16 protein-coding genes are annotated in these 20,680 nt (G+C 63.3%); 5 read left to right on the plus strand and 11 right to left on the minus strand.

The features are described from left to right. Positions 1 to 67: 67 nt before the first annotated feature. The 6 genes from AYK65_RS16610 to AYK65_RS16635 all read right to left on the minus strand — a co-directional run bounded on the left by AYK65_RS16610 (position 68) and on the right by AYK65_RS16635 (position 7,521). Positions 68 to 1,312, minus strand: a complete 1,245-nt coding sequence (locus AYK65_RS16610) for an ABC transporter substrate-binding protein (protein WP_026615328.1) — start codon at positions 1,310 to 1,312, stop codon at positions 68 to 70. Between the two features lie 262 nt (positions 1,313 to 1,574). After that, positions 1,575 to 3,083, minus strand: coding sequence for an aldehyde dehydrogenase family protein (locus tag AYK65_RS16615; protein ID WP_081159020.1), 1,509 nt, complete (start codon positions 3,081 to 3,083; stop codon positions 1,575 to 1,577). Continuing rightward, positions 3,083 to 3,862, minus strand: coding sequence for an enoyl-CoA hydratase/isomerase family protein (locus tag AYK65_RS16620; RefSeq protein WP_046120592.1), 780 nt, complete (start codon positions 3,860 to 3,862; stop codon positions 3,083 to 3,085). The genes AYK65_RS16615 and AYK65_RS16620 overlap by 1 nt, the downstream gene beginning before the upstream one ends. Then, entirely contained in the window at positions 3,855 to 5,480 is a 1,626-nt protein-coding gene (locus AYK65_RS16625; protein WP_081159021.1) for an acyl CoA:acetate/3-ketoacid CoA transferase, read from the minus strand. Before AYK65_RS16625 ends, AYK65_RS16620 begins: the two co-directional genes overlap by 8 nt. Continuing rightward, on the minus strand, positions 5,480 to 6,481 hold the full coding sequence (locus AYK65_RS16630; protein WP_026615324.1) for a Gfo/Idh/MocA family protein: 1,002 nt from the start codon (positions 6,479 to 6,481) through the stop codon (positions 5,480 to 5,482). The genes AYK65_RS16625 and AYK65_RS16630 overlap by 1 nt, the downstream gene beginning before the upstream one ends. Next, positions 6,478 to 7,521 (minus strand): LacI family DNA-binding transcriptional regulator, encoded by a 1,044-nt coding sequence (locus AYK65_RS16635; RefSeq protein ID WP_081159023.1) that lies wholly within the window; start codon positions 7,519 to 7,521, stop codon positions 6,478 to 6,480. The genes AYK65_RS16630 and AYK65_RS16635 overlap by 4 nt, the downstream gene beginning before the upstream one ends. Before the next feature lie 302 nt (positions 7,522 to 7,823). Between AYK65_RS16635 and AYK65_RS16640 the strand changes: the two genes are divergently transcribed. Then, entirely contained in the window at positions 7,824 to 8,996 is a 1,173-nt protein-coding gene (locus tag AYK65_RS16640; protein WP_081159024.1) for a dihydrodipicolinate synthase family protein, read from the plus strand. On the opposite strand, the gene AYK65_RS16645 is transcribed toward AYK65_RS16640, so the two are convergent. Then, positions 8,993 to 11,080, minus strand: coding sequence for a M3 family metallopeptidase (locus tag AYK65_RS16645; protein WP_081159026.1), 2,088 nt, complete (start codon positions 11,078 to 11,080; stop codon positions 8,993 to 8,995). The two genes, AYK65_RS16640 and AYK65_RS16645, sit on opposite strands and share 4 nt — an antisense overlap. 90 nt (positions 11,081 to 11,170) lie before the next feature. Then, entirely contained in the window at positions 11,171 to 11,812 is a 642-nt protein-coding gene (locus AYK65_RS16650; protein WP_081159028.1) for a LysE family translocator, read from the minus strand. A 300-nt stretch (positions 11,813 to 12,112) separates the two neighbouring features. Here AYK65_RS16650 and leuB point away from each other — a divergent pair, with 300 nt between their 5' ends. Both leuB and AYK65_RS16660 read left to right on the plus strand, forming a co-directional pair. Further along, positions 12,113 to 13,225 carry a 3-isopropylmalate dehydrogenase gene (gene leuB / locus AYK65_RS16655; protein WP_026615320.1) on the plus strand — a complete coding sequence of 371 codons (1,113 nt, stop codon included), beginning with the start codon at positions 12,113 to 12,115 and terminating at the stop codon, positions 13,223 to 13,225. A 131-nt stretch (positions 13,226 to 13,356) separates the two neighbouring features. Continuing rightward, positions 13,357 to 14,070 (plus strand): phosphatase PAP2 family protein, encoded by a 714-nt coding sequence (locus AYK65_RS16660; protein WP_026615319.1) that lies wholly within the window; start codon positions 13,357 to 13,359, stop codon positions 14,068 to 14,070. A gap of 75 nt (positions 14,071 to 14,145) precedes the next feature. Here the strand turns inward: AYK65_RS16660 and AYK65_RS16665 are convergent, their stop codons facing one another. Further along, positions 14,146 to 16,035 (minus strand): MFS transporter, encoded by a 1,890-nt coding sequence (locus AYK65_RS16665; RefSeq protein WP_026615318.1) that lies wholly within the window; start codon positions 16,033 to 16,035, stop codon positions 14,146 to 14,148. A 656-nt stretch (positions 16,036 to 16,691) separates the two neighbouring features. Here AYK65_RS16665 and AYK65_RS16670 point away from each other — a divergent pair. Beyond that, positions 16,692 to 17,726: an aspartate-semialdehyde dehydrogenase gene (locus tag AYK65_RS16670; RefSeq protein WP_026615317.1), complete on the plus strand. Its 1,035-nt coding sequence runs from the start codon at positions 16,692 to 16,694 to the stop codon at positions 17,724 to 17,726. Positions 17,727 to 17,894: 168 nt separating this feature from the next. Continuing rightward, positions 17,895 to 18,716, plus strand: coding sequence for a lytic murein transglycosylase (locus AYK65_RS16675; RefSeq protein ID WP_026615316.1), 822 nt, complete (start codon positions 17,895 to 17,897; stop codon positions 18,714 to 18,716). Positions 18,717 to 18,818: 102 nt separating this feature from the next. Here the strand turns inward: AYK65_RS16675 and AYK65_RS16680 are convergent, their stop codons facing one another. Both AYK65_RS16680 and pdxY read right to left on the minus strand, forming a co-directional pair. After that, positions 18,819 to 19,466, minus strand: a complete 648-nt coding sequence (locus tag AYK65_RS16680; protein WP_026615315.1) for a carbonic anhydrase — start codon at positions 19,464 to 19,466, stop codon at positions 18,819 to 18,821. Between the two features lie 135 nt (positions 19,467 to 19,601). Continuing rightward, positions 19,602 to 20,483, minus strand: a complete 882-nt coding sequence (gene pdxY, locus AYK65_RS16685; RefSeq protein ID WP_046120694.1) for a pyridoxal kinase PdxY — start codon at positions 20,481 to 20,483, stop codon at positions 19,602 to 19,604. Positions 20,484 to 20,680: the final 197 nt, after the last annotated feature.

The following is a 20,680-nucleotide window of genomic DNA, read 5'->3' on the forward strand; positions in this document are numbered from 1 at the left end:
CCCTAGCCCTCTCCCCGCAAGCGGGGAGAGGGTTCCGGCAGGCGGATGAGGGGCAATCCCTCCACCGCTACTTCGCCGCCTCGACCGCCGCGACGAGTTCCTGCACAGCGTCTTCCGAGCTCAGCTCGCCGTTGAACTGACGGGTGACGACGTCGTAGATCGCGTTCTTGACGGCGGCCGGATTGGCGTGGCCATGGGCCATGGAGCCGTAAAGCGTGCCATTGGCGTTCGCTTCGGCCAGATCTTTGATGGCCTTCTTGCCGCAGGCATCGAAATCGGTGTCCGGGACGTCGGTGCGGGCGGGTGCCGAGCCCTTCACCACGTTGAAGGCCGACTGGAAGGTCGGGCTCTCGATGGCGGATGCCATCTGCAACTGCGCCGGAACCTTATCCTCGGAGACCTTGAACATCACGAACTGGTCGGAGTTGAAGGTGACCGAACCTTGCGTTCCCGGAAAGCGGATGCAGACGAAATCGGTACCCGGCTTCTTGCCGGCCTTCAGGAATTCGCCCTTCGCCCAGTCACCCATGAACTGCAGGCCGGCCTTATTCTCGATCACCATTGCGGAGGCGAGGTTCCAGTCGCGGCCGGAGAAGTTGTCGTCCACATAGGAGCGCAGCTTCGTCATGCGGTCGAAGGCTTCCTTCATCTTGTCGCCGCCGAGCGCTGCCGGATCGAGGTCGATGAAGGCCTGCTTGTAGAAGTCGTTGCCGAGCGAAAGAACGACGGCGTCGAAGATCGTCGCGTCCTGCCAGGCCTGGCCGCCATGGGCGACGGGCGTGATGCCCTGCTCCTTGAACTTGTCGAGCAGCGCAATCAGCTCCTCCCAGCTCGTCGGCTCCTTGCCGCCGGCCTTGTCGAGGGCCGCCTTGTTGATCCAGACCCAGTTCGTCGAATGGACATTGACCGGAGCGGCAATCCAGTGGCCGTCATATTTGGAGAACTGCTGCAGGGCCGTCGGAATCACCTTCTCCCAGCCTTCCTTAGCGGCGATATCGTCCAGATTGCCGAGTGCGCCTTCCTTGGCCCAGTCGAGAATATCGAAGCCGAGCATCTGCACGGCCGTCGGCGCGTTGCCCGCAGTGACCCGGGCGCGCAGTACCGTCATGGCTTCCTTGCCACCGCCGCCGGCGACCGGCATGTCGGTCCAGGTGATGCCCTTGCTTTCCAGATCCTTTTTCAGGACCTCAAGTGCTGTGGCCTCGCCACCGGACGTCCACCAGTGCAGCACTTCCACGTTCTCTGCTGCGCGCGCGGCAGTAGCCGCCAACATCAGTGCTGCAACAGCCGTCGTCGTCATCAACTTGCGCATCGTTATCCTCCCGTTTTGCAAGTTACCGAAGCGGGAATCTCCTCCCGCCTTTTTAATGCCGCCCTCTCCTGCGGACGGCATGGGCTTGCGGTATGTGCCGCCCAACCCATTTAAAACGTTACACCCTTTCGTCGATTGCGACGACTTCCCCCTTCGCCGGATATCTCCCGCGCGCATCGAGGCGCAACTGACCCGCGAAGGAACGGCGAGCCGCGATCATTGTCGTCGCACCCGATGCCATTTTTCGCCTTGCCTCCCGACCTCAGCGCGGCACCCACCAGTTGGTGCGCTCGCCGATATGCATGTTGAGCGTCTTGGTCTCCGTATAGTCCTCCACCGCGTGCCGTCCGAGTTCGCGGCCGAGCCCCGACTGTCGGTAGCCGCCGAAGGGCAGTTCCGCCGCGCCGTCCATGAATGTGTTCATCCAGATCGTCCCGGCACGCACCCGCCGTCCGATCGTGAGACATGTGTCGAAATCGCGGCTCCAGACACTGGCCGACAGGCCATAGTCGATCGAATTGGCGATGCGGATCGCCTCCTCCGTCGTCTCGAAGGTGAGCACCGAGAGGACCGGCCCGAACACCTCCTCGCGCGCCACCGCCATCTCCGGCTTGACGGCCGAGAGGATGGTCGGCGTCATGAATTGGCCCATTCCGAGATCGAGCGGCGCGCCGCCATGGGCGACGGTCGCGCCATCATTCGACGCAGCAGAAACATAGCCGGCGATCTTTTCGAGATGCTGCGGCGTGATGATCGCGCCGACCTGTGTTTCAGGGTCGAGCGGATCGCCGACCTTGACCTTGGCGGAAAGGCTGGCGATGCGCGCCGTCACCTCGTCGGCGATATCGCGGTGGAGAATCAGCCGCGAACCGGCATTGCAGCATTCGCCGGCATTGAAATAGGCGCCAAAGACGGCGGCATCGACGAATTCGTCGAGATTGGCGTCGGGGAAGACGATCTGCGGGTTCTTGCCGCCGAGTTCGAGCGAAACCTTCTTCAGCGTCTGCGCCGCATTCGCCATCGTCAAACGGCCGACGCCGGTCGAACCGGTGAAGGAGACCATGTCGACGTCCGGATGGCTGGTGAGCGGCGCACCCGCTTCCGGTCCCGTGCCGACGATGATGTTGACGACCCCGGCCGGCACGCCGGCCGCTTCCAGGATCTCGCCGAGAACGAGCGTCGAAGCGGAGGTGAGCTCCGATGGCTTGACCACCGTCGTGCAGCCTGCGGCAAGGGCAAAGGGTAACTTCTGGCTGACGATCAGGAAAGGGAAGTTCCAGGGTGTGATGATCGAGACGACGCCGATCGGCTCGCGCAGCACGACGCCGAGCGCGCCCTCGCCGAGCGTATTGTAGCTTTCGCCAGAGAGCTCGCGGGCAAGTGCGGCGGCATAGCGCCAGATGTCCGCAGCCCCTGCCAATTCACCCCTGGCTTGGCTGATAGGCTTGCCGGATTCGATCGCGTCGAGGAAGGCGAGTTCATCGGCGCGTTCCGCAATCATGTCGGCGGCGCGAAGCAGGATCAGCGAGCGTTCCGACGCGGTCATGCGCGCCCAGGGACCGTCCTCGAAGGCGCGCCGCGCGGCTGCGATCGCCCTTTCGGCATCGGCCTTCGTAGCCGCCTGGTAACGGCTGACGACGACGCCGTGACCGGGCGCCACGCGCTCGATCGTGCGGCCCTCGGCTCCGTCAGCCCATTGGCCGTCGATCAGCATGCGGAATTCGCGGTTTTTGTAGTCGCCGAGCGCCTTCGGCCTCACCAGAACCGTCATCACCAGTCTCCCTTGAAGCGCGCTTCGCGCTTTTCGCTGAAGGCCGCGACACCTTCCTTGAGATCGCCGGTCTTGGCGACGAGGATCGAACCCAGCGCCTCGACCGCCGCGCCCCTGTCCTCGCCGCTCGCCGAAGCGATCATCAGCTTCGATATTTCGAGCGCCGCCGGCCCGCGTTTCGCAATCTGCGCGGCATAATCCCGCGCGGCCGGCATCACCATTCCGGTCTCGGTGACCGCGTCGATGAGGCCCTCCGCCCTCGCCTCCTCCGCGGAAAACATCTCGCCGCCGAGCACCATCCGGCGGACGATCTGCGCGCCGAAGCGGGCGACGAGGCGCTGCGTGCCGGACCAGCCGGGCACCATGCCGAGGCCCGTTTCAGGCAGGCCGATCTTCACCTGCTTTTCGGCGATGCGGATATCCGCCGCCGCGGCGAGCTCGAGACCGCCGCCGAGCGCATGGCCGTTCAACGCGGCGATCACCGGCATGCGCAGCGTGGCGAGCCGCTCGAAGACGCGATGGCCGAGGCGCACCCAATCATGACCGAAGGCGGCGGGCTCCATCCCGCCCCAGGCCTTGATGTCGCCGCCGGCGGAAAAGGCCTTGCCCTCGCCGGTTAGAATGACGACTCGTACATCCCGCTCTGCTTCGACCCTATCGCAGGCTGAAGCCAGCGCCTTGAGCATGTCGATGTCGAAGGCGTTGAGCTTTTCCGGCCTCGCGACGGTCATCGTCGCGATCGCGCCGTCGAAATCGATGCGGATGCGTTCGTCAGCCATGACCGCCTCCTGCGAGCCGGCGCGGCGCCTTGGCCGGCAGCCTGAGACCGATCGGCGGCTCTTGGAACAGCGCGGCATTCATGACCTTCAGTTCATCGGAAACGATCAGTGGAAATTCCGACTGGTCGAGGATATGAGTCTCAACATCGACGCCCGGCGCGATCTCGGTCAGCACAATACCTTCCGGCGTCAGCTTCATCACGCAGCGTTCCGTGACATAAGTGATGTCCTGGCCTTGCTCGATCGCACGACGGCCGGAGAAGGTGACGTGCTCCACCTGATGGACGAGCTTCTTGAGTTTGCCTTCCTTCTCGATGACGAGCCGGCCGTCGGCCACGCCAAGTTTCGCGCCGGCATTGAACATCCCGGAGAAGACGATCTTCTTCGCCCGCGCGGTGATATCGACGAAACCCCCTGCCCCCGCCGTCACGTGCGGTCGGAAGCTGAGCTTCGAGACGTTCACCGAGCCGGAGCGGTCGATCTCCAGGAAGGAGAGCAGCGACGCATCGAAGCCGGCGCCCTGGAAATAGGTGAATTGGTGCGGCGACGGCATGAATGCATCGGCATTGGAGGCGCAGCCGAAGGCGAAGTCGAGGAGCGGCACGCCGCCGACTGCACCCTGCTCGATCACCCAAGTCACCGCCCCATGCAGCCCCTCCTCCAGCAGGATGCGCGGCACATTTGCCGAGATGCCGAAGCCGAGATTGACCGCGCTTCCCGCCTGAAGCTCCTGCGCGACCCGGCGCGCGATCACCTTCTGGATGTTGAATTCCGGCAGGCGGAAACTGTCGAGCGGCCGGAAGATCTCGCCGGAAATCGCCGGATCGTAGAGCGTCTGCGTCGTCTGCTTCTGCTCCGGATCGACGACGACATAATCCACGAGAACCCCCGGCACCCGCACGTCATGGGGTTTTAGCGAGCCTTCCTTGGCGAGGCGCTTCACCTGGGCGATGACGATGCCGCCGTTGTTGCGGGCGGCGAGCGCCTGGTCGAGACCGCCCAGATAGGCTCCCTCGTGCTCATAGGTGAGATTGCCGCGTTCGTCCGCCGTCGTCGCGCGGATGATCGCCACCTCAGGCGCGATCGCCTTGAAATAGAGCCAGTCCTCGCCCTCGAAGGTAACCTTCTTCACGACCGGCTCGGCGGCAGCGGACGCGTTCATGGCGCAGCCCTCGCGCGACGGATCGACGAAGGTGTCGAGCCCGACCTTGGTCATCACGCCCGGACGCTTGGCCGCCGCCTCGCGGTGCATGTCGAAAAGGATGCCGGAGGGGATGTTGTAGGCGGCGACCTCGTTCGCGTCGATCATCCGCCAGATCAGCGGCGGCTCGGCGCTCGACGGGCCGGAGGGATAGGAGCCGCCGATGATCTTCTTCAGAAGTCCCCTCTTGGCGATGTAGTCGACGCCTTTGATACCGCTCATGTCGCCGGCGGCGATCGGGTGCAGCGTCGTGAGACCCCGCGGATGGCCGGTCGCATCGAAGTGCTCGCCGATCGCCTTCAGCATCAGGTCCGGGCAGCCGAGGCCGCTGGACGAGGAAACGGAAACGATTGCCCCGTCCGGGATGAGAGCGGCCGCGTCGGCCGGGGAAACATGCTTGCTCATGGTCATGCGCATCAGAGTCCTGCTTCGATCTGGACGGCCATGCCGGTGGCCGCCGCCTTGACGACCGCGAGGCCGGTGGCGAGCGACCAGACCCCGTCCTCGCCAGTCGCCGACGGGGCGCCGTTGCCTTCAATCGCGGCGTGGAAAGCCTCAAGCGCCGTCTCGTAGAGATTGCGGTGGTCGAGCGGCAGTTCGCTCTCGCCCTCTTCGTTGCGCAGCGTGACGGTGCCGACGGGCCGCTGCGTCATCACGTTGCGGCCGATCAGCGAGCCTTCGGTGCCGTGCACTTCGAACCCGGTCTCGGCATATTTCGTCGTGAAAGCATCATGGAACTGGGCGATCACGCCGGAGCGGAAGCGTAAGACCCCCATGACGCCATCCTCGAGCCCTTCCTTGCCCATGCCGGCGCTGTGGCTTATCGCCACGGCCTCGATCGGATCGTCGTCGAGGACGAAGCGCAGCGTATCGGCATCATGCACAGTAATGTCGAGGATGACGCCGCCGCCGGCTTCCGGCCTGTCGAGCCGCCACCCTTGCAGATGCGGCGGCAGATAGACGGCGTGGAAGACCCGCGCCGCGATCGGCCTGCCGATCCGTCCCGCGGCGATCGCTTCCCGCATGGCGCGGTGCGTAGCGGCATTGCGCAGGTGATGGTTGGTGCCGAGCACGACGCCGGCCTCGCAGGCGGCGAGCACCATTTCGCAGCCGTCATTCAAGTTCATCGCCAGCGGTTTCTCGCAGAGAACGTGCTTGCCGGCACGGATCGCCGCGAGCGCCTGATCGTGGTGAAGCTCGTTGGTCGTCGAGATGTAGACCGCGTCCACATCCGCATCGCCAACGAGGTCCTCGATATTCGTTACGGCCTTGCCGATGCCGTTTTCCGTTGCATAGGCCTCACCACGCTCGGCGCTGGAACTCATCACCGATGTCACCTCGCCGCCAGCGGCGCGGATGGCGCCGATCACCCATTCGCGCGCGATCGTGCTCGCGCCGATCAATCCCCAGCGAATCATCGCGATACCTCCCTGGTTCTGCGCTCGACGGCCGCGCCGCAGCTCTGGCGAACGACGAGCCGTACCGGGCTGACGATCGCCTCGGACTCGGCGCGCCCCGCATTGATCTGCTTCAGCAGCAATTCCGCCGCCCGCTCGCCCATGCCCTGCGGGTCGACCGAGACCGTGGTCAGCGCCGGCACGGCGGTCTTCGCTTCGATCACGTCGTCGAAACCGATCACTGCGAAATCCGCACCAGGCTCAAGCCGCCGCGCGCGCAGACCGTCGCAAACGCCGAAAGCGACGGCATCGTTGAAACAGAGCGCCGCCGTTGGCCGCTCCTTCAGCATCATCGCCTGCTCGATTGCGGTCACGCCGCCGGCGCGCGACGGCGCCGAGCCGATGACGAGCTCGTCGGGGGAAGCCAAACCCGCCTCGCGAAGCGCACCGCGGTAGCCGCGCATACGCGCCTCGAAAACGGCGGTATCGGGAAAGCCGCCCAGAAATGCGATGCGGCGATGGCCGCGCTCGATCAGATGGCGGACTGCCGCCATGGCTCCGGCATGATTGTCGGAGGTGAGCGAGGAAACGCCTGCCCCGGCGATATCGCGGACGACGAGCACGACGGGGATGCCGCTGGCAACCAGCGGAGCGAGATCGCCCGCCTCCGTGCCGCGCGCCGGCGAGATGATCAGCCCGGACACGCCGTGCTCGCGCATCGAGGCGATGACTTCGCGCTGACGTTCGATCTTTTCGCCGGTATTGGCGAGGAACTGAACGAAGCCGGCGGATTGCACCACCGCATCGACCCCGACGGCGAGCTCGGCAAAGAAGCTGTTCGTGAGATCGTTGACGACGATGCCGATGATCTTGGATTTCGCCTGCCGGAGATTGGCAGCGCTGCGATTGTAAACATAGCCGAGGTCGCGGATCGCGGCATTCACCCTCGCCCGGGTCGCCTCGTTGACGAGCGGACTTCCCTGCAGGACGAGCGACACGGTCGACTTCGACACGCCGGCGGCGCGCGCAATGTCGACAACCGTCACCCGTTTCTTTGCCATCACTGTCCTCCCACCGGCATTTCTCATTCTTTCCTCTTTAATAATTGGAACGTTCCAATCTCGTCAAGAGCCATTCGCTCACTTTTTGGATCCCCCGTTGATCGGCAACCCGCGCGACGCCAGCGAAAGGCGCTGAGTTAAGCCATTGATGTAGTTGGTACGAAAGGGCTAAGCGGCGAAGAGGACAATGATCACGGAGACCGAGAAGGCTTCTGCTGAGATGCGGAGCATCGCTTTTGCGTCTTGATATTTGGAACGATCTAAATTACTCGATGCCGCAAACTAGAGGAGGATGCACGCCGATGAACAGCCTTTTGCTGCCACGCCAGGACGGCTCGCTCGAGAAATACCGGCTCCGGGGGACGCCGATCGCCCGCCCGGATGCGGTGCCGCGCTTCAACCGCATCGCCTATGCGGCGGCGCACGTCGTCTCCGATCCGCTGCGCGACGCCGACCCCTGGGGAAATCCGGCAATCGACTGGGAGGCAACGATGGCCTTCCGCCATCATCTGTGGGGGCTCGGCTTCAAGATCGCCGAGGCGATGGATACCGCGCAGCGCGGCATGGGCCTTTCTTGGGCCGGCGCCCAGCAACTGATCCGCCGCTCGCTCGCCGAGGCGAAGAGCGTTCCGGGCGCCGATCTTGCCTGCGGCGCCGGCACCGACCAGCTTTCACCCGCGGAAGCGCGATCGATCGAGGATGTCATTGCGGCTTACGAAGAGCAGATCGGTTTCGTCGAGGGCGAGGGTGGCCGGGCGATCATGATGGCGAGCCGTGCGCTCGCGCGGGTGGCGCGTTCCGCCGACGACTACCGGCGCGTCTATGGCCGTATTCTCGCTCAGGCGAAGGACAAGGTTGTGCTGCATTGGCTCGGCGACATGTTCGACCCGCAGCTCAAAGGTTACTGGGGCTCGGAGAACTTCGAGGAGGCGCTCGCGACCGTGCTGTCGATCATCGGCGAGAACAGCGCCAAGGTCGAGGGCATCAAGATCTCGCTGCTCGACAATGTCAAGGAGGTGGCGCTGCGCAACGGCCTGCCGGACGGCGTGCTCTGCTTCACCGGTGACGACTTCAACTATGCGGAGCTGATCGAGGGCGACGGCGAGAGATACAGCCACGCACTGCTCGGCATCTTCGACGCCGTCGCGCCGTCCGCCTCCAAGGCGCTCGCTGCTCTCGCCGCGGGCGATTTTTCGACCTTCCGCGGCACGATCGAGCCGACCGTGCCGCTATCCCGCAAGATCTTCGAGGCGCCAACGCAATACTACAAGGCCGGCGTCGTCTTCCTCGCCTGGCTGAACGGCCACCAGCGCCATTTCACCCTGCCCTCCGGCCTGCAGTCGGCTCGCGGGCTCCTGCATTATGCCGACATCTTCCGTCTGGCCGATCAGGCCAATGTGCTGGATAAGCCGGATTTGGCAGCGGCGCGGATGCGCAATCTGCTTGCGGTGCTGGGAGTGGGGCAGGCGGACTAAGAGGCGGGCGAGGGCGGCGCTACTGCCACCAACCCCTTTTTCGCCAGCATCGCGTCCGGGCTCGGCAGCTTGCCGCGGAAGGCCTTATAGGCGTCTTCCGGATCTATCGAGCCGCCGACGGAATAGATGTTGTCCTTGAGCCTGGCCGCCATCGCCGGGTCGAAGGGATTGCCGGTCTCCTCGAAGGCGGCGAGGGCGTCGGCGTCGAGCACTTCCGACCACATGTAGGAGTAGTAGCCGGCGGAATAGCCGTCGCCGGAGAAGACGTGCAGGAAGTGCGGGCTGCGGTGACGCATGACGATCGATTTCGGCATGCCGATTTTCTCGAGTGTCGCCGCTTCCAGCATCATCGGATCACTGACCGGTTCCGCCGTGTGATAGGCCATGTCGACGAGCGCCGAGGCAGTGAACTCGACGGTGGCGAAGCCGGAATTGAAAGTTCGGGCCGCAAGCACCTTGTCGAGCAGCGCCTCGGGCATCGGTTCACCGGTACGGTAGTGCACGGCATATTTCCTCAGGATCTCCGGCACCGTCAGCCAGTGCTCATAGAGCTGCGACGGCAGTTCGACGAAATCGCGCGAAACGCCCGTGCCGGAGACGGTCGGGTAGGTGACGTCGGAAAGCATGCCGTGCAGTGCGTGGCCGAATTCGTGGAAGAGGGTGCGGGCGTCATCGATTGAGAGCAATGCCGGCTTACCGTCGGCGGGTTTTGCGAAATTGCAGACATTGTAGACGATCGGGATTTCGCCGATCGTCCCGTTCTCGAGCTTCAGCTTGTGCTGCGACTGGAACGAGCTCATCCAGGCGCCCGAGCGCTTGGAGGGACGGGCGAAATAGTCGCCGAGGAAGAGCGCCACGAGCTTGCCCGAGGCGTCGCGAATCTCGAAGACGCGGACATCCGGATGATAGGCGGTAATTCCCTTCTTCTCCGTCGCCGTGATGCCGAAAAGACGATGGGCGACATCGAAGCAGGCATCGATGATCTTTTCGAGCTGCAGATACGGCTTCAACTCGCTTTCCGAGAAGCTGAACTTTTCAGTCCTCAGCTTTTCGGCATAGTGGCGCCAGTCCCACGGCATGACCTCGTGATTGCGACCTTCCGCCGCGATCAGCTTGGCGAGATCGGCCTCCTCTTCGCGGGCGCGCGCCACCGCCTTTTCCCAGACCTGCAGCAACAGGCCGGTGACGGCCTCCGGCGTCTTCGCCATCGTGTCGTCGAGCTTCAGTGCCGCATAGTTCCCGTAGCCGAGCAGCTTCGCCTTCTCGGCCCTGAGTGCGAGAGTCTCGGCGATGATGGCGCGGTTGTCGGTCTCGCCGCCGTTTTCGCCGCGCGCCGTCCAGGCTCTGAACGCCTGCTCGCGAAGCTCCCGGTTCTCCGAAAAGGTCAGGAACGGCTCGATGATCGAACGCGACAGAGTGACCGCGTATTTGCCCTCCTCGCCGCGGTCGCGCGCGACGGCCGCCATCGCGTCCCTGAGGAAGTCGGGGAGACCCGCCAGTTCCTCTTCGCTTGTCAGTAGCAGCACCCAGTCCTTCTCGTCGGCAAGCACGTTCTGACCGAATTTCGCTCCGAGACCGGCGAGCCTCTCGTTGATCGCCGCAAGACGCTCCTGCTCGGGCTTGTCGAGCTTGGCGCCCGATTTCACAAAGCCCTTCCAGTGCCGTTCGAGGACGCGCGTCGCCTCGAGATCGAGGCCGAGTTCCTCCCGCTGCTCCCAGAGCGTATCGATTCGGCGGAAGAGGGCAGGATTGGTGCCGATCTTCGAGTAATGGCGCGACATCTTCGGCGCGATCTCGCGCTCGAGCGCCTGGATCATCTCGTTGGTATCTGCTCCAGCCTTGGTCCAGAAAAGGGCCGAGACGCGCGAAAGATCATCGCCGGCGATTTCCAGCGCGACGACGGTGTTCTCGAAGCTCGGAGGTTCCGGATTGCCGGCGATCGCCTCGATCTCCGCCTCATGGGCGGCGAAGGCGGCCTCGAAGGCGGGCGCGAAATCTTCGTCCTTGATCGCTTCGAAACGCGGCAGGCCTTCATGCCCGGTCCAATTCACCAGGGCGGGATTGAGCGAAGCACTCGCAGTCATGGGATTCCTTTCGCATGCAGGACCGGCAAGGCCGGAAGAGGTTGTGCGCGAGGCGCGGAGAAAGTCAGGTGGTCCGGCCGAAGCCAACCGTCAAGGCTTGCGCACGCCAAAAAGACCGGGTGCCGCATGCCAGACCGCCTGCGCCGCGAAACCGATAAACAGCAGCCCCGAGAGCCGGACGATCGTCAGCTCGTGGCGGCGATAGAAGCGGCGCACGACCGAGGCGCCGATGATCGCGATCAGGATCACGTCGGCAATCAGGAAACCGGTCAGCGACACCGCGAGCAGCATCGGCAGGGCAGTGAATTCCAGCGCGTTGGCGGAGCCGGCGAGAAGTGCGGTAAAGGTCGCAAGCGCCACCGGATAGCCCTTGGGATTGGTGAGGCCGAAGATGAGCCCACGCCTGAGCGGCCGCTCGACGGTCAGGAGCGGCCTGTTCTCGCCCTTCGGGCGGGCGTTGAGGGCCGTCCAGCCGATCCAGGCGAGATAGGCGCCGCAGATGAGGCCGAGGACATCGAAGACTGCCGTGCCGATCGACCGGGCGCCGATGATGGCGACGAGCGCCAGCCCCGACCACAGGAGATCGCCGGCAAGATGGCCGCCCATGAACAGCGCACCGGCTCTTCGACCTTGGCCGGCGCCGATGCCGAGCAGCGCCAGAAAGGCGGGGCCGGGGATCAGCGTATAGGAGAGCGCGGCGAGAAAGGCACCGACAAAAAGCGTCTCGGACATATCGGAAACCCCGGGGTTGCAGCTCGGCCATTCGAGCCGCTGCACTTGATTCCGTCAAGCGGAAACGTGGTTGGGGGAGGGCTGGGCAGGCGATAGCGGTGAGAAGAAGGAGCCGTACAATTCTTTCGCCGATGCAATTTCCCTCGAAACGAAGTTGCGCTAAGAACGCGGCCTGCAGCACCGTGCGCCTGTTTGGACGCACTAAGGTCGCTGTGCATTTTAAGGTGCTGCATGCTCTCATCCTTAAATCGGGCGGGATTTAAGGGAACGTGCAGTGTTTCCCCGCGAAAAGGACTATCCATGACTGTGCGCAATCTCTTCCTTCTGCCCGGCGACGGCATCGGCCCGGAAGCCATGGCGGAAGTCCGCAAAATCATCGCTTACATGAACGCCGAGCTCGCTGCCGGGTTCGTGACGGACGAGGGACTTGTGGGTGGTTCGGCCTATGACGCCCACGGCGCGGCGATCTCGGAAGGCGACATGGCGAAAGCGCTTGCCGCCGATGCCGTGCTCTTCGGTGCCGTCGGCGGACCGAAGTGGGATGCCGTGCCCTACGAAGTGCGGCCGGAAGCCGGGCTCCTGCGCCTGCGCAAGGATCTGGAACTCTTCGCCAACCTCAGGCCCGCCATCTGCTATCCGGCGCTTGCCAACGCGTCCTCGCTGAAACCGGAGCTCGTCGAAGGCCTCGACATCCTCATCGTCCGCGAACTGACCGGCGGCGTCTATTTCGGCGAGCCGAAGGAGATCATCGACCTCGGCAACGGCCAGAAGCGCGGCATCGACACGCAGGTCTACGACACCTACGAAATCGAGCGCATCGCCGGTGTCGCCTTCGAACTCGCACGCACCCGCAAGAACCGCGTCTGCTCGATGGAAAAGCGCAACGTCATGAAGTCGGGCGTGCTCTGGAACCAGGTCGTCACCGAGACCCACAAGGCGAAATATGCCGACGTCCAGCTCGAGCATATGCTGGCGGACGCCGGCGGCATGCAGCTCGTTCGTCAGCCGAAGCAGTTCGACGTGATCGTCACCGACAACCTCTTCGGCGACATGCTCTCCGACGTCGCTGCGATGCTCACCGGTTCGCTTGGCATGCTGCCTTCGGCTTCGCTCGGCGCGCCCGATGCAAAGACCGGCAAGCGCAAGGCGCTCTATGAGCCGGTGCACGGCTCGGCGCCGGACATCGCCGGCAAGGGCATCGCCAACCCGATCGCGATGATTGCCTCCTTTGCCATGTGCCTGCGCTACTCCTTCAACCTGGTCAAGGAAGCGGACAATCTGGAAAAGGCAATCGCCAACGTGCTCGACAAGGGCATCCGCACCGGCGACATCATGGCGGAAGGCTCCCGCCAGGTCGGCACCACCGAGATGGGCGACGCGATCCTTGCCGAGTTCAAGGCGCTTTCGGCCTGACCAGCCGCGCCCTCTTTGCCCGCAAGCCGAAGAAACACCTCCGGATGACCTCCGGAGGTGTTTTCGTTGGAATCCCTTGATTTTTCCTCCTTCGCCTTCACATGGATGAAAGCGATCAGGGAAAAGCAAACATGAACCAACCACTTGCCTCCACAGGCTGGATCTTTCTCACGACGCTCATCCTGGTGCTGGCCTTCGTTCCTTTCGATCCGCAATTATCGGAATGGGCACAGGGCCTTCCGGACGAGATCGTCGACTTCAACCGGACGATCACCGATTTCGGCACCTTTGCCTGGATGATCTACACTTCGACTTTTCTGCTGCTGATCGCCTTCATTGCCAAGCGCGCCTCCGCCCGCGACACCGTTCAACAAAGAGCCCGATCCGCCCGCAATCTCTCGGCCTACTTCCTACTGACGGTTGGCACCGCGAGCGCGCTGGTGCATGGGCTCAAATTCCTGATCGGGCGCGCCCGCCCGGAACTTTTCGCCGACTACGGCGCCTACAGCCTCGCGCCTTTCACCGGTGACAGGTTGTTCGAGAGCTTCCCCTCGGGGCATTCGACCGCCGCCGGCGCCCTCTTCGGCGCGCTGGCAATGCTGCTGCCGCAGCTAAGGCCGCTGTTTTTCATACTGGCGCTGTTGATCGGCGTTTCGCGCGTCATCGTCGGCGCCCATTATCCGAGCGACGTCGCGGCCGGCCTCCTCCTCGGCCTCTGGGTCGCCATGATGATGGCCTTTCTTTTCGCTCGCGAAGGCTGGCTCTTCCGCCTGGACGCTGCCGGGTGGCCGATGCCGAAGGTGGCGGACCCCAACAGGAGGACGAATAGGCAGGAAGGCAAATAAAAAGCCGGCGCGGAAGGCCGCGCCGGAGGCAGGAGAGCTCATTTTTCGGGATGAGGCTTTCCGCCCCTATCCCGCTCAATCAAGCGTGTGGATGTCCCGATCCTTGGTTTCCGGCAGGAAGAGCATGCCGATGACCAGCGTGATGCCGGCGAAGACGATCGGATACCACAGGCCGTAGTAGATATCGCCCTTGGCCGCGCTCATCGCGAAGGCCGTTGCCGGAAGCAGGCCGCCGAACCAGCCATTGCCGATATGATAGGGCAGCGACATGCCGGTGTAGCGGATGCGGGTCGGGAAGAGCTCAACCAGGAGAGCGGCGATCGGGCCATAGACCATCGTCACATAAATGACGAGGACGCTCAGGATAGCGATGATCACCGTCCAGTTGACGCGGGCCGGGTCGGCCACCATGGTGAAGGGGCCGCCCTTGTCGATCGAATAGACCGCCATTTCGGTGGCACCGCCGAGTTCTTCCTTGGTCAGCAGCTTGTCAGCGATCAGCTTGTCGGCCGGAACCACGGTCTTCTCGCCGGCGCGGACAGCAGCGGCGTCGAGTGCCAACTCGGGATTGGCCGCGACGAAGGCGTCGAGCTTGGATTCAGGCACTTTGGCAGCACCGCGTACGAGCGGGTAGCCAGAGGTCTGCAGGGCCATGTTGACCTGTTTCTTGAATGCGGCGTCTTCGGACTTGGCCTTGTCGCCGGCAGCAACCGCATCATAGCCCGTGATCGTCGTTTCGCCGATCTTCACCGTTGCCGGGGTGCCCGCAGCTGCCGTGGTCACGACGTCATAGGGAACGGAGTTCTTGGTCAGGAAGTCGGTGGCGATGTCGCAGGAAGTCGTGAACTTCTGGACGCCAGTCGGGTTGAACTGGAAATTGCAGTCGCCCGGAGCGGCGGTGACGGTTGCACGAATGTTCTGCTGCGCCTCCGCAAGCGCCGGATTGCCGGCCCATGTCATCGCCTTGAACAGCGGGAAGTAGGTGAGCATGGCAAGCAGCAGGCCCGCCATGATGATCGGCTTGCGTCCGATCTTGTCCGAGAGCCAACCGAAGAAGACGAAGAAGCCGGTACCGATCAGAAGCGATGCGGCGACCATCAGGTTAGCCGCCTGAGCGTCGACCTTGAGAATGTTCTGCAGGAAGAACAGCGCGTAGAACTGGCCGGAATACCAGACCACGGCCTGGCCGACGACGGCGCCGAAGAGAGCCAGAAGGGCGATCTTGGCGTTGCGCCATTGACCGAAGGCCTCCGTCAACGGCGCCTTCGAACCCTTGCCTTCTTCCTTCATCTTCTTGAAGGCGGGCGACTCGTTCATCTTCAGCCGGATCCAGACAGAAACGCCGAGCAGCACGCAAGACAGCAGGAACGGTATGCGCCAACCCCACGCAGCGAAAGCTTCCTTACCCACGATGAACTGCACGAGAAGGATAACGACGAGCGACAGGAACAGGCCAAGGGTCGCCGTCGTCTGGATCCACGATGTGAAATAGCCGCGGCGGCCATGCGGCGCGTGCTCGGCGACATAGGTTGCGGCACCGCCATATTCACCGCCGAGCGCCAGGCCCTGCAGCAGACGCAGGACGATCAGGATGATGGGCGCGGTGATGCCGATCGAGGCCGATCCGGGCAGAACGCCGACGAGAAAAGTCGACAGGCCCATGATCAGGATGGTGACGAGGAACGTGTATTTGCGGCCGACGAGATCGCCGAGACGGCCGAAGACTAGCGCGCCGAAGGGTCGCACCAGGAAGCCGGCGGCAAAGGCCAGCAGCGCGAAGATGTTCCGGGTCGTCTCCGGATACTGGCTGAAGAATGTCGCGCCAATATAAAGGGCAAGCGACCCGTAAAGATAGAAATCGTACCATTCGAACACGGTGCCGAGCGAAGAGGCGAAGATGACCTTCTTCTCTTCACCGGTCATTGGGCCGGCTCTTGCGCCGTCCGCCGTTGCGACATTCGCCATTTTGATATCCTCCACTTCAAAAACGGCATACTGGAGCGCCCGTTGTTGTCTGATCCGGTTTCCTCCCCTTACAGCGCCGCGCGTCTATTCAGACGCGCAAAAATCGCTGTAACACTTTCAAGTGCTGCATGATTTCTCCTTAAATCGATTCCGATTTAGGGAATCATGCAGTGAGTCTCCGGACGGGGTGCGCCTTGTGAGAGGATGTCAGAAAAGTGAGGGCCGAGGCAGGGATGCTTTCGGCTTATGACTTTCGTCTAATGCGGCGATCAAGCGCGCCTCATGAGCCGGATCACGGAAAAGTGTGACGCATCCTTCCGCCCCGAACCGGAGCGGACTGAACTGAGGGACTCGCGCGAGACGCGCCGCCTTCTTGACTCTTGCCGAAAAGCGGGTATGAGCAGCGGCGAACGAGGAAACCGCCATGCGACCGAACGGTCCGTCCATTGCTGCGCTGAACTTGCCGGCCCAATCCGCCGGGCGGGTTCACCATTTCTCGCTCGCTAGCAAAACCACGGCCAAAACGACGACGAAAACCGTCTGACGTCTCTGGCCCTCCGCTCTCTCCCCGGTAAGGCCGGGGACCGGAGCCTCGCGGACGATCCGCGCGGTTTCCCCTCCACCAGACGAGGAGAGACAGAAAGAGAGCTTAGATCATGGGTTTCAAGATTGCTGTCGCAGGCGCCACCGGCAATGTCGGCCGGGAGATGCTGAACATTCTATCCGAGCGCGGCTTTCCGGCCGACGAGGTCGTGGCACTCGCCTCCTCGCGCTCGATCGGCACCGAGGTCTCCTACGGCGACAAGACGCTGAAGGTTTCCAACCTCGAAACCTATGACTTCTCCGACACCGACATCTGCCTGATGTCCGCCGGCGGTGCGGTTTCGCAGAAATATTCGCCGAAGATCGGCCAGCAGGGCTGCGTCGTCATCGACAACTCCTCAGCCTGGCGCTATGACGCCGACGTGCCGCTGATCGTGCCGGAAGTAAACGCGGATGCCGTTTCCGGCTTTACCAAGAAGAACATCATCGCCAACCCGAATTGCTCGACCGCGCAGCTCGTGGTCGCGCTGAAGCCGCTGCACGACCGCGCGACGATCAAGCGCGTCGTCGTCTCCACCTATCAGTCGGTTTCCGGCGCCGGCAAGGACGGCATGGACGAGCTCTTCAACCAGACGCGCGCGGTCTTCGTCGCCGATCCGATCGAGAGCAAGAAGTTCACCAAGCGCATCGCATTCAACGTCATTCCGCACATCGACGTCTTCATGGAGGACGGCTACACCAAGGAAGAGTGGAAGGTGCTCGCCGAGACGAAGAAGATGCTCGATCCGAAGATCAAGGTGACCTGCACGGCCGTGCGCGTTCCAGTCTTCATCGGCCATTCGGAATCGGTCAATATCGAATTCGAGAACGAGATCACGGCGGACGAGGCGCGCGAGATCCTGCGTGAAGCGCCCGGTTGCCTGGTCGTGGACAAGCACGAGAACGGCGGCTACGTGACGCCCTACGAATGCGCCGGCGAGGATGCGACCTATATCTCGCGCATCCGCGAGGACGCGACGGTCGAGAACGGGCTCAACATGTGGGTCGTCTCCGACAACCTGCGCAAAGGCGCCGCGCTCAACGCCGTGCAGATCGCCGAGCTGCTGATCAATCGCGGTCTGATCAAGCCGCGCAAGCAGGCCGCCTAGAAAGGCCACAATCGGAATGCAAACGGAACCCCGCTCGGACCTTTGGCCTGCGGGGTTTCGCATTGAGACGGATTCACGTGAAACCAGGGCGGGCCGCACTGCGGGGCACATGTCAGGGTCTGTAGAGATTTTCGAAGGCAACATATTCGGGCAATGACGGGGTATCTCATGCATATGGCAAAGCGCGCAGCGGCAGGGCTCGCGGCCCTCATCACAACGGCAGTTCTTCCGGCCACCGCCATCGCGGCGCAGTGCGGAAACGACGGCAGCGGCTTTGCGGCCTGGCTGTCGGAGTTCAAGCGCGAAGCCGCCGGCAACGGCATCAGCCCTTCGGTGGTCGAACAAGCGCTCGCCAATGTCTCCTACAACAGAGCGACGATCCGCGCCGACCGCGGCCAGAAGAGCTTCAAGCTGTCGTTCGACCAGTTCATGAAAAAACGCGGCGGTCAGACGATCATCTCGCGCGGCAAGAAGATGCGGGCGCAGAACGCCAGGCTTTTCGACAGCATCGAGCAGCGCTACGGCGTCCCGGCCGGTCCTCTGATCGCGATCTGGGGCATGGAGACGGGCTTCGGCTCCTTCATGGGCAAGGAGCATACCCTCTCTGCGGTTTCGACGCTCGCCTATGACTGCCGCCGCTCGGATTACTTCACCAACCAGCTCTACGCCGCCCTCCAACTCGTCGAGCGCGGCGATCTGAGCCCGACTGCCCGCGGCGCTGCCCATGGCGAAATCGGCCAGACGCAGTTCCTGCCGCTGAACGTGCTGAAATACGGCGTCGACGGCGACGGCAACGGCCAGATCGACATGGTCCGCTCCAAGGCGGATGCGCTCGCTTCCACGGCGAACTTCCTGCGTGGCCACGGATGGCAGCCGGGCGGCGGCTATCAGCCCGGCGAGGTCAACTACGCGGCCATCCAGGGTTGGAACGCCGCCAGCGTCTACCAGCAGGCGATCGCCGTCATCGGCGCCGAAATCGACGGCGACTGAAAAGATCAGATGTCGCGATAATTTGGTTTGCCCCTCACCCTAGCCGGCAGGCCGGATGAGGGCTAATCGAAGAACGCGCCTATTTGATTCAGATGCTTTGACTCACGTCCCCGGCCGGGCGAAATCTCCGGTCTTCGCGTCCATCACCCAGAGTTCGCCGGTCGAAATGTCGAACCAGGCGCCGTGGAGGCGCAGCTTCCCCTTCGCCTCGAGGATCTGCACACAGGGAAAGGTCCTGAGATTGGCGATCGAATTGCGGATCGACACGCGCTCGAGCGCCCGCTGGCGCTCCGCCTGGGTCATGAGCTCGTTGCTCTGGATCTGTTCGGCAGCGGGCTTCAGGAGGTTCATCCAGCGGCCGATGAAATCGCCGGGGGAGAGGGGCTCTGCTTCCGGGTCAAGCGCAGCCTTGATGCCGCCGCAACGGCCGTGCCCCATAACCACGATATCGCTGACGCGCAAGGACTGAACGGCAAACTCCAGCGCCGCGGAGGTCGAATGGTAGTGTCCGTCCGGTTCGTAGGGCGGCATCATGTTTGCGACGTTGCGGACGACGAAGAGTTCTCCCGGGCCGCTGTCGAAGATCGTTTCGGGCGCCGCGCGCGAATCGCAGCAGGCGATCACCATCGTCGTCGGCTTTTGCCCGCTCTCCGCGAGCGTCCTGTACCGTTGCTGCTGTTCGCTGAAGCGACCGCTCATGAAATTGCGGTAGCCGGTCAGGAGATTTTCCGGAAAGCTCTGCTTATCCATCAGTTACCCCGTGTCATCCGCTGTCAATCACTGCTGCATGGCCTGTCGGGAACCATGAAGCGTCGAAGTGTTACAGCCACCTTTGCGGATCCGAAAGAGCGAAGAGGGCTTATGAGCTATTTCTTTTATGCCGCCTTATTTCTTCCGCACCTGGCTCGGGTGCATGAGGCGGCGCATCTGCACCATCGCCATCGGCGTCGCGAGGCTCGATGCATCCAATTCGAGCGTCAGTTCGTCGGCGCCGCGTTTGCTGGTCCGGGCGATGATCTCGAAAACGCTGGCGGTCGCCATTTGCAACGCGCGCTCTTCCGGGAGCCCCTCCATGAGCCGCGCGAGGAATACGGCCGCAAGCAGGTCTCCCGTGCCGTTCGGCGGATTGTCGACCAGCCGGTGCTCGGCAAGCAGCGCATGGCGCCCGGACAGATAGAGATTGCCCGTGCCGCCGCTCATCATCGGGATCGCGGACGTCACCAGCACGCGTGACGGTCCAAGGCCAAGCGCCGCATCGAGAATTGCCGCATTCGTTTCGAGCGCGGCACCTGCGAACCAGGAGAGTTCGAAGCGGTTCGGTGTCGCCAGCGTTGCCAGCGGCAACAGCAGATCGCGGATAACGGCGGCGATCTCGGCCGGCACGTAAAGGCCGTTCGCATCGCCGATGATCGGATCGCAGGCATAGATGAGGTCCGGATTGCGTTCACGCAGCGCCGTCACCAGCCGGGCGATGCCGGACGCCTGCTCCGCGGAGCCGAGGTAGCCGGAGAGCACAGCGCGCACCTCGCCGATCCAGGGCGCAGCGACGAGGTCGTCGATAATCGACCGGAAATCCGCGTCCGGCATCGTCACCCGCGTCGACCGGCCGTGCCCCGGATGCCAGGGAAGAATGACGGTCGGCAGCGCCCAGACGCGATGACCAAGCGTTTCCAGTGCGAAGACGGCCGCACGATTGCCAACCGCGCCACGCACCACATGGCTGGAAATGACAATGACGGCGCCATGCGTGGCGGGCATTTCGGACATCAGGCGAACCATCCTTCGATTCTAGAGCACCGCATATCTAATCAGACGCGCAAAGGTCGCCATAGCACTTTGAAGAGCCGCACCACGAAAAGCGCGTTCCGTTGCCCGCCCTCAGCTGAGTGGCATCGACCACGATCGCGGCTCGATTCGAACCACGTCGAGTGGTCTGCCGGCTGTCACGATCCTGTCAATGAGAC

Source organism: Ensifer aridi (genome assembly GCF_002078505.1).
Lineage (GTDB): Bacteria > Pseudomonadota > Alphaproteobacteria > Rhizobiales > Rhizobiaceae > Sinorhizobium > Sinorhizobium aridi.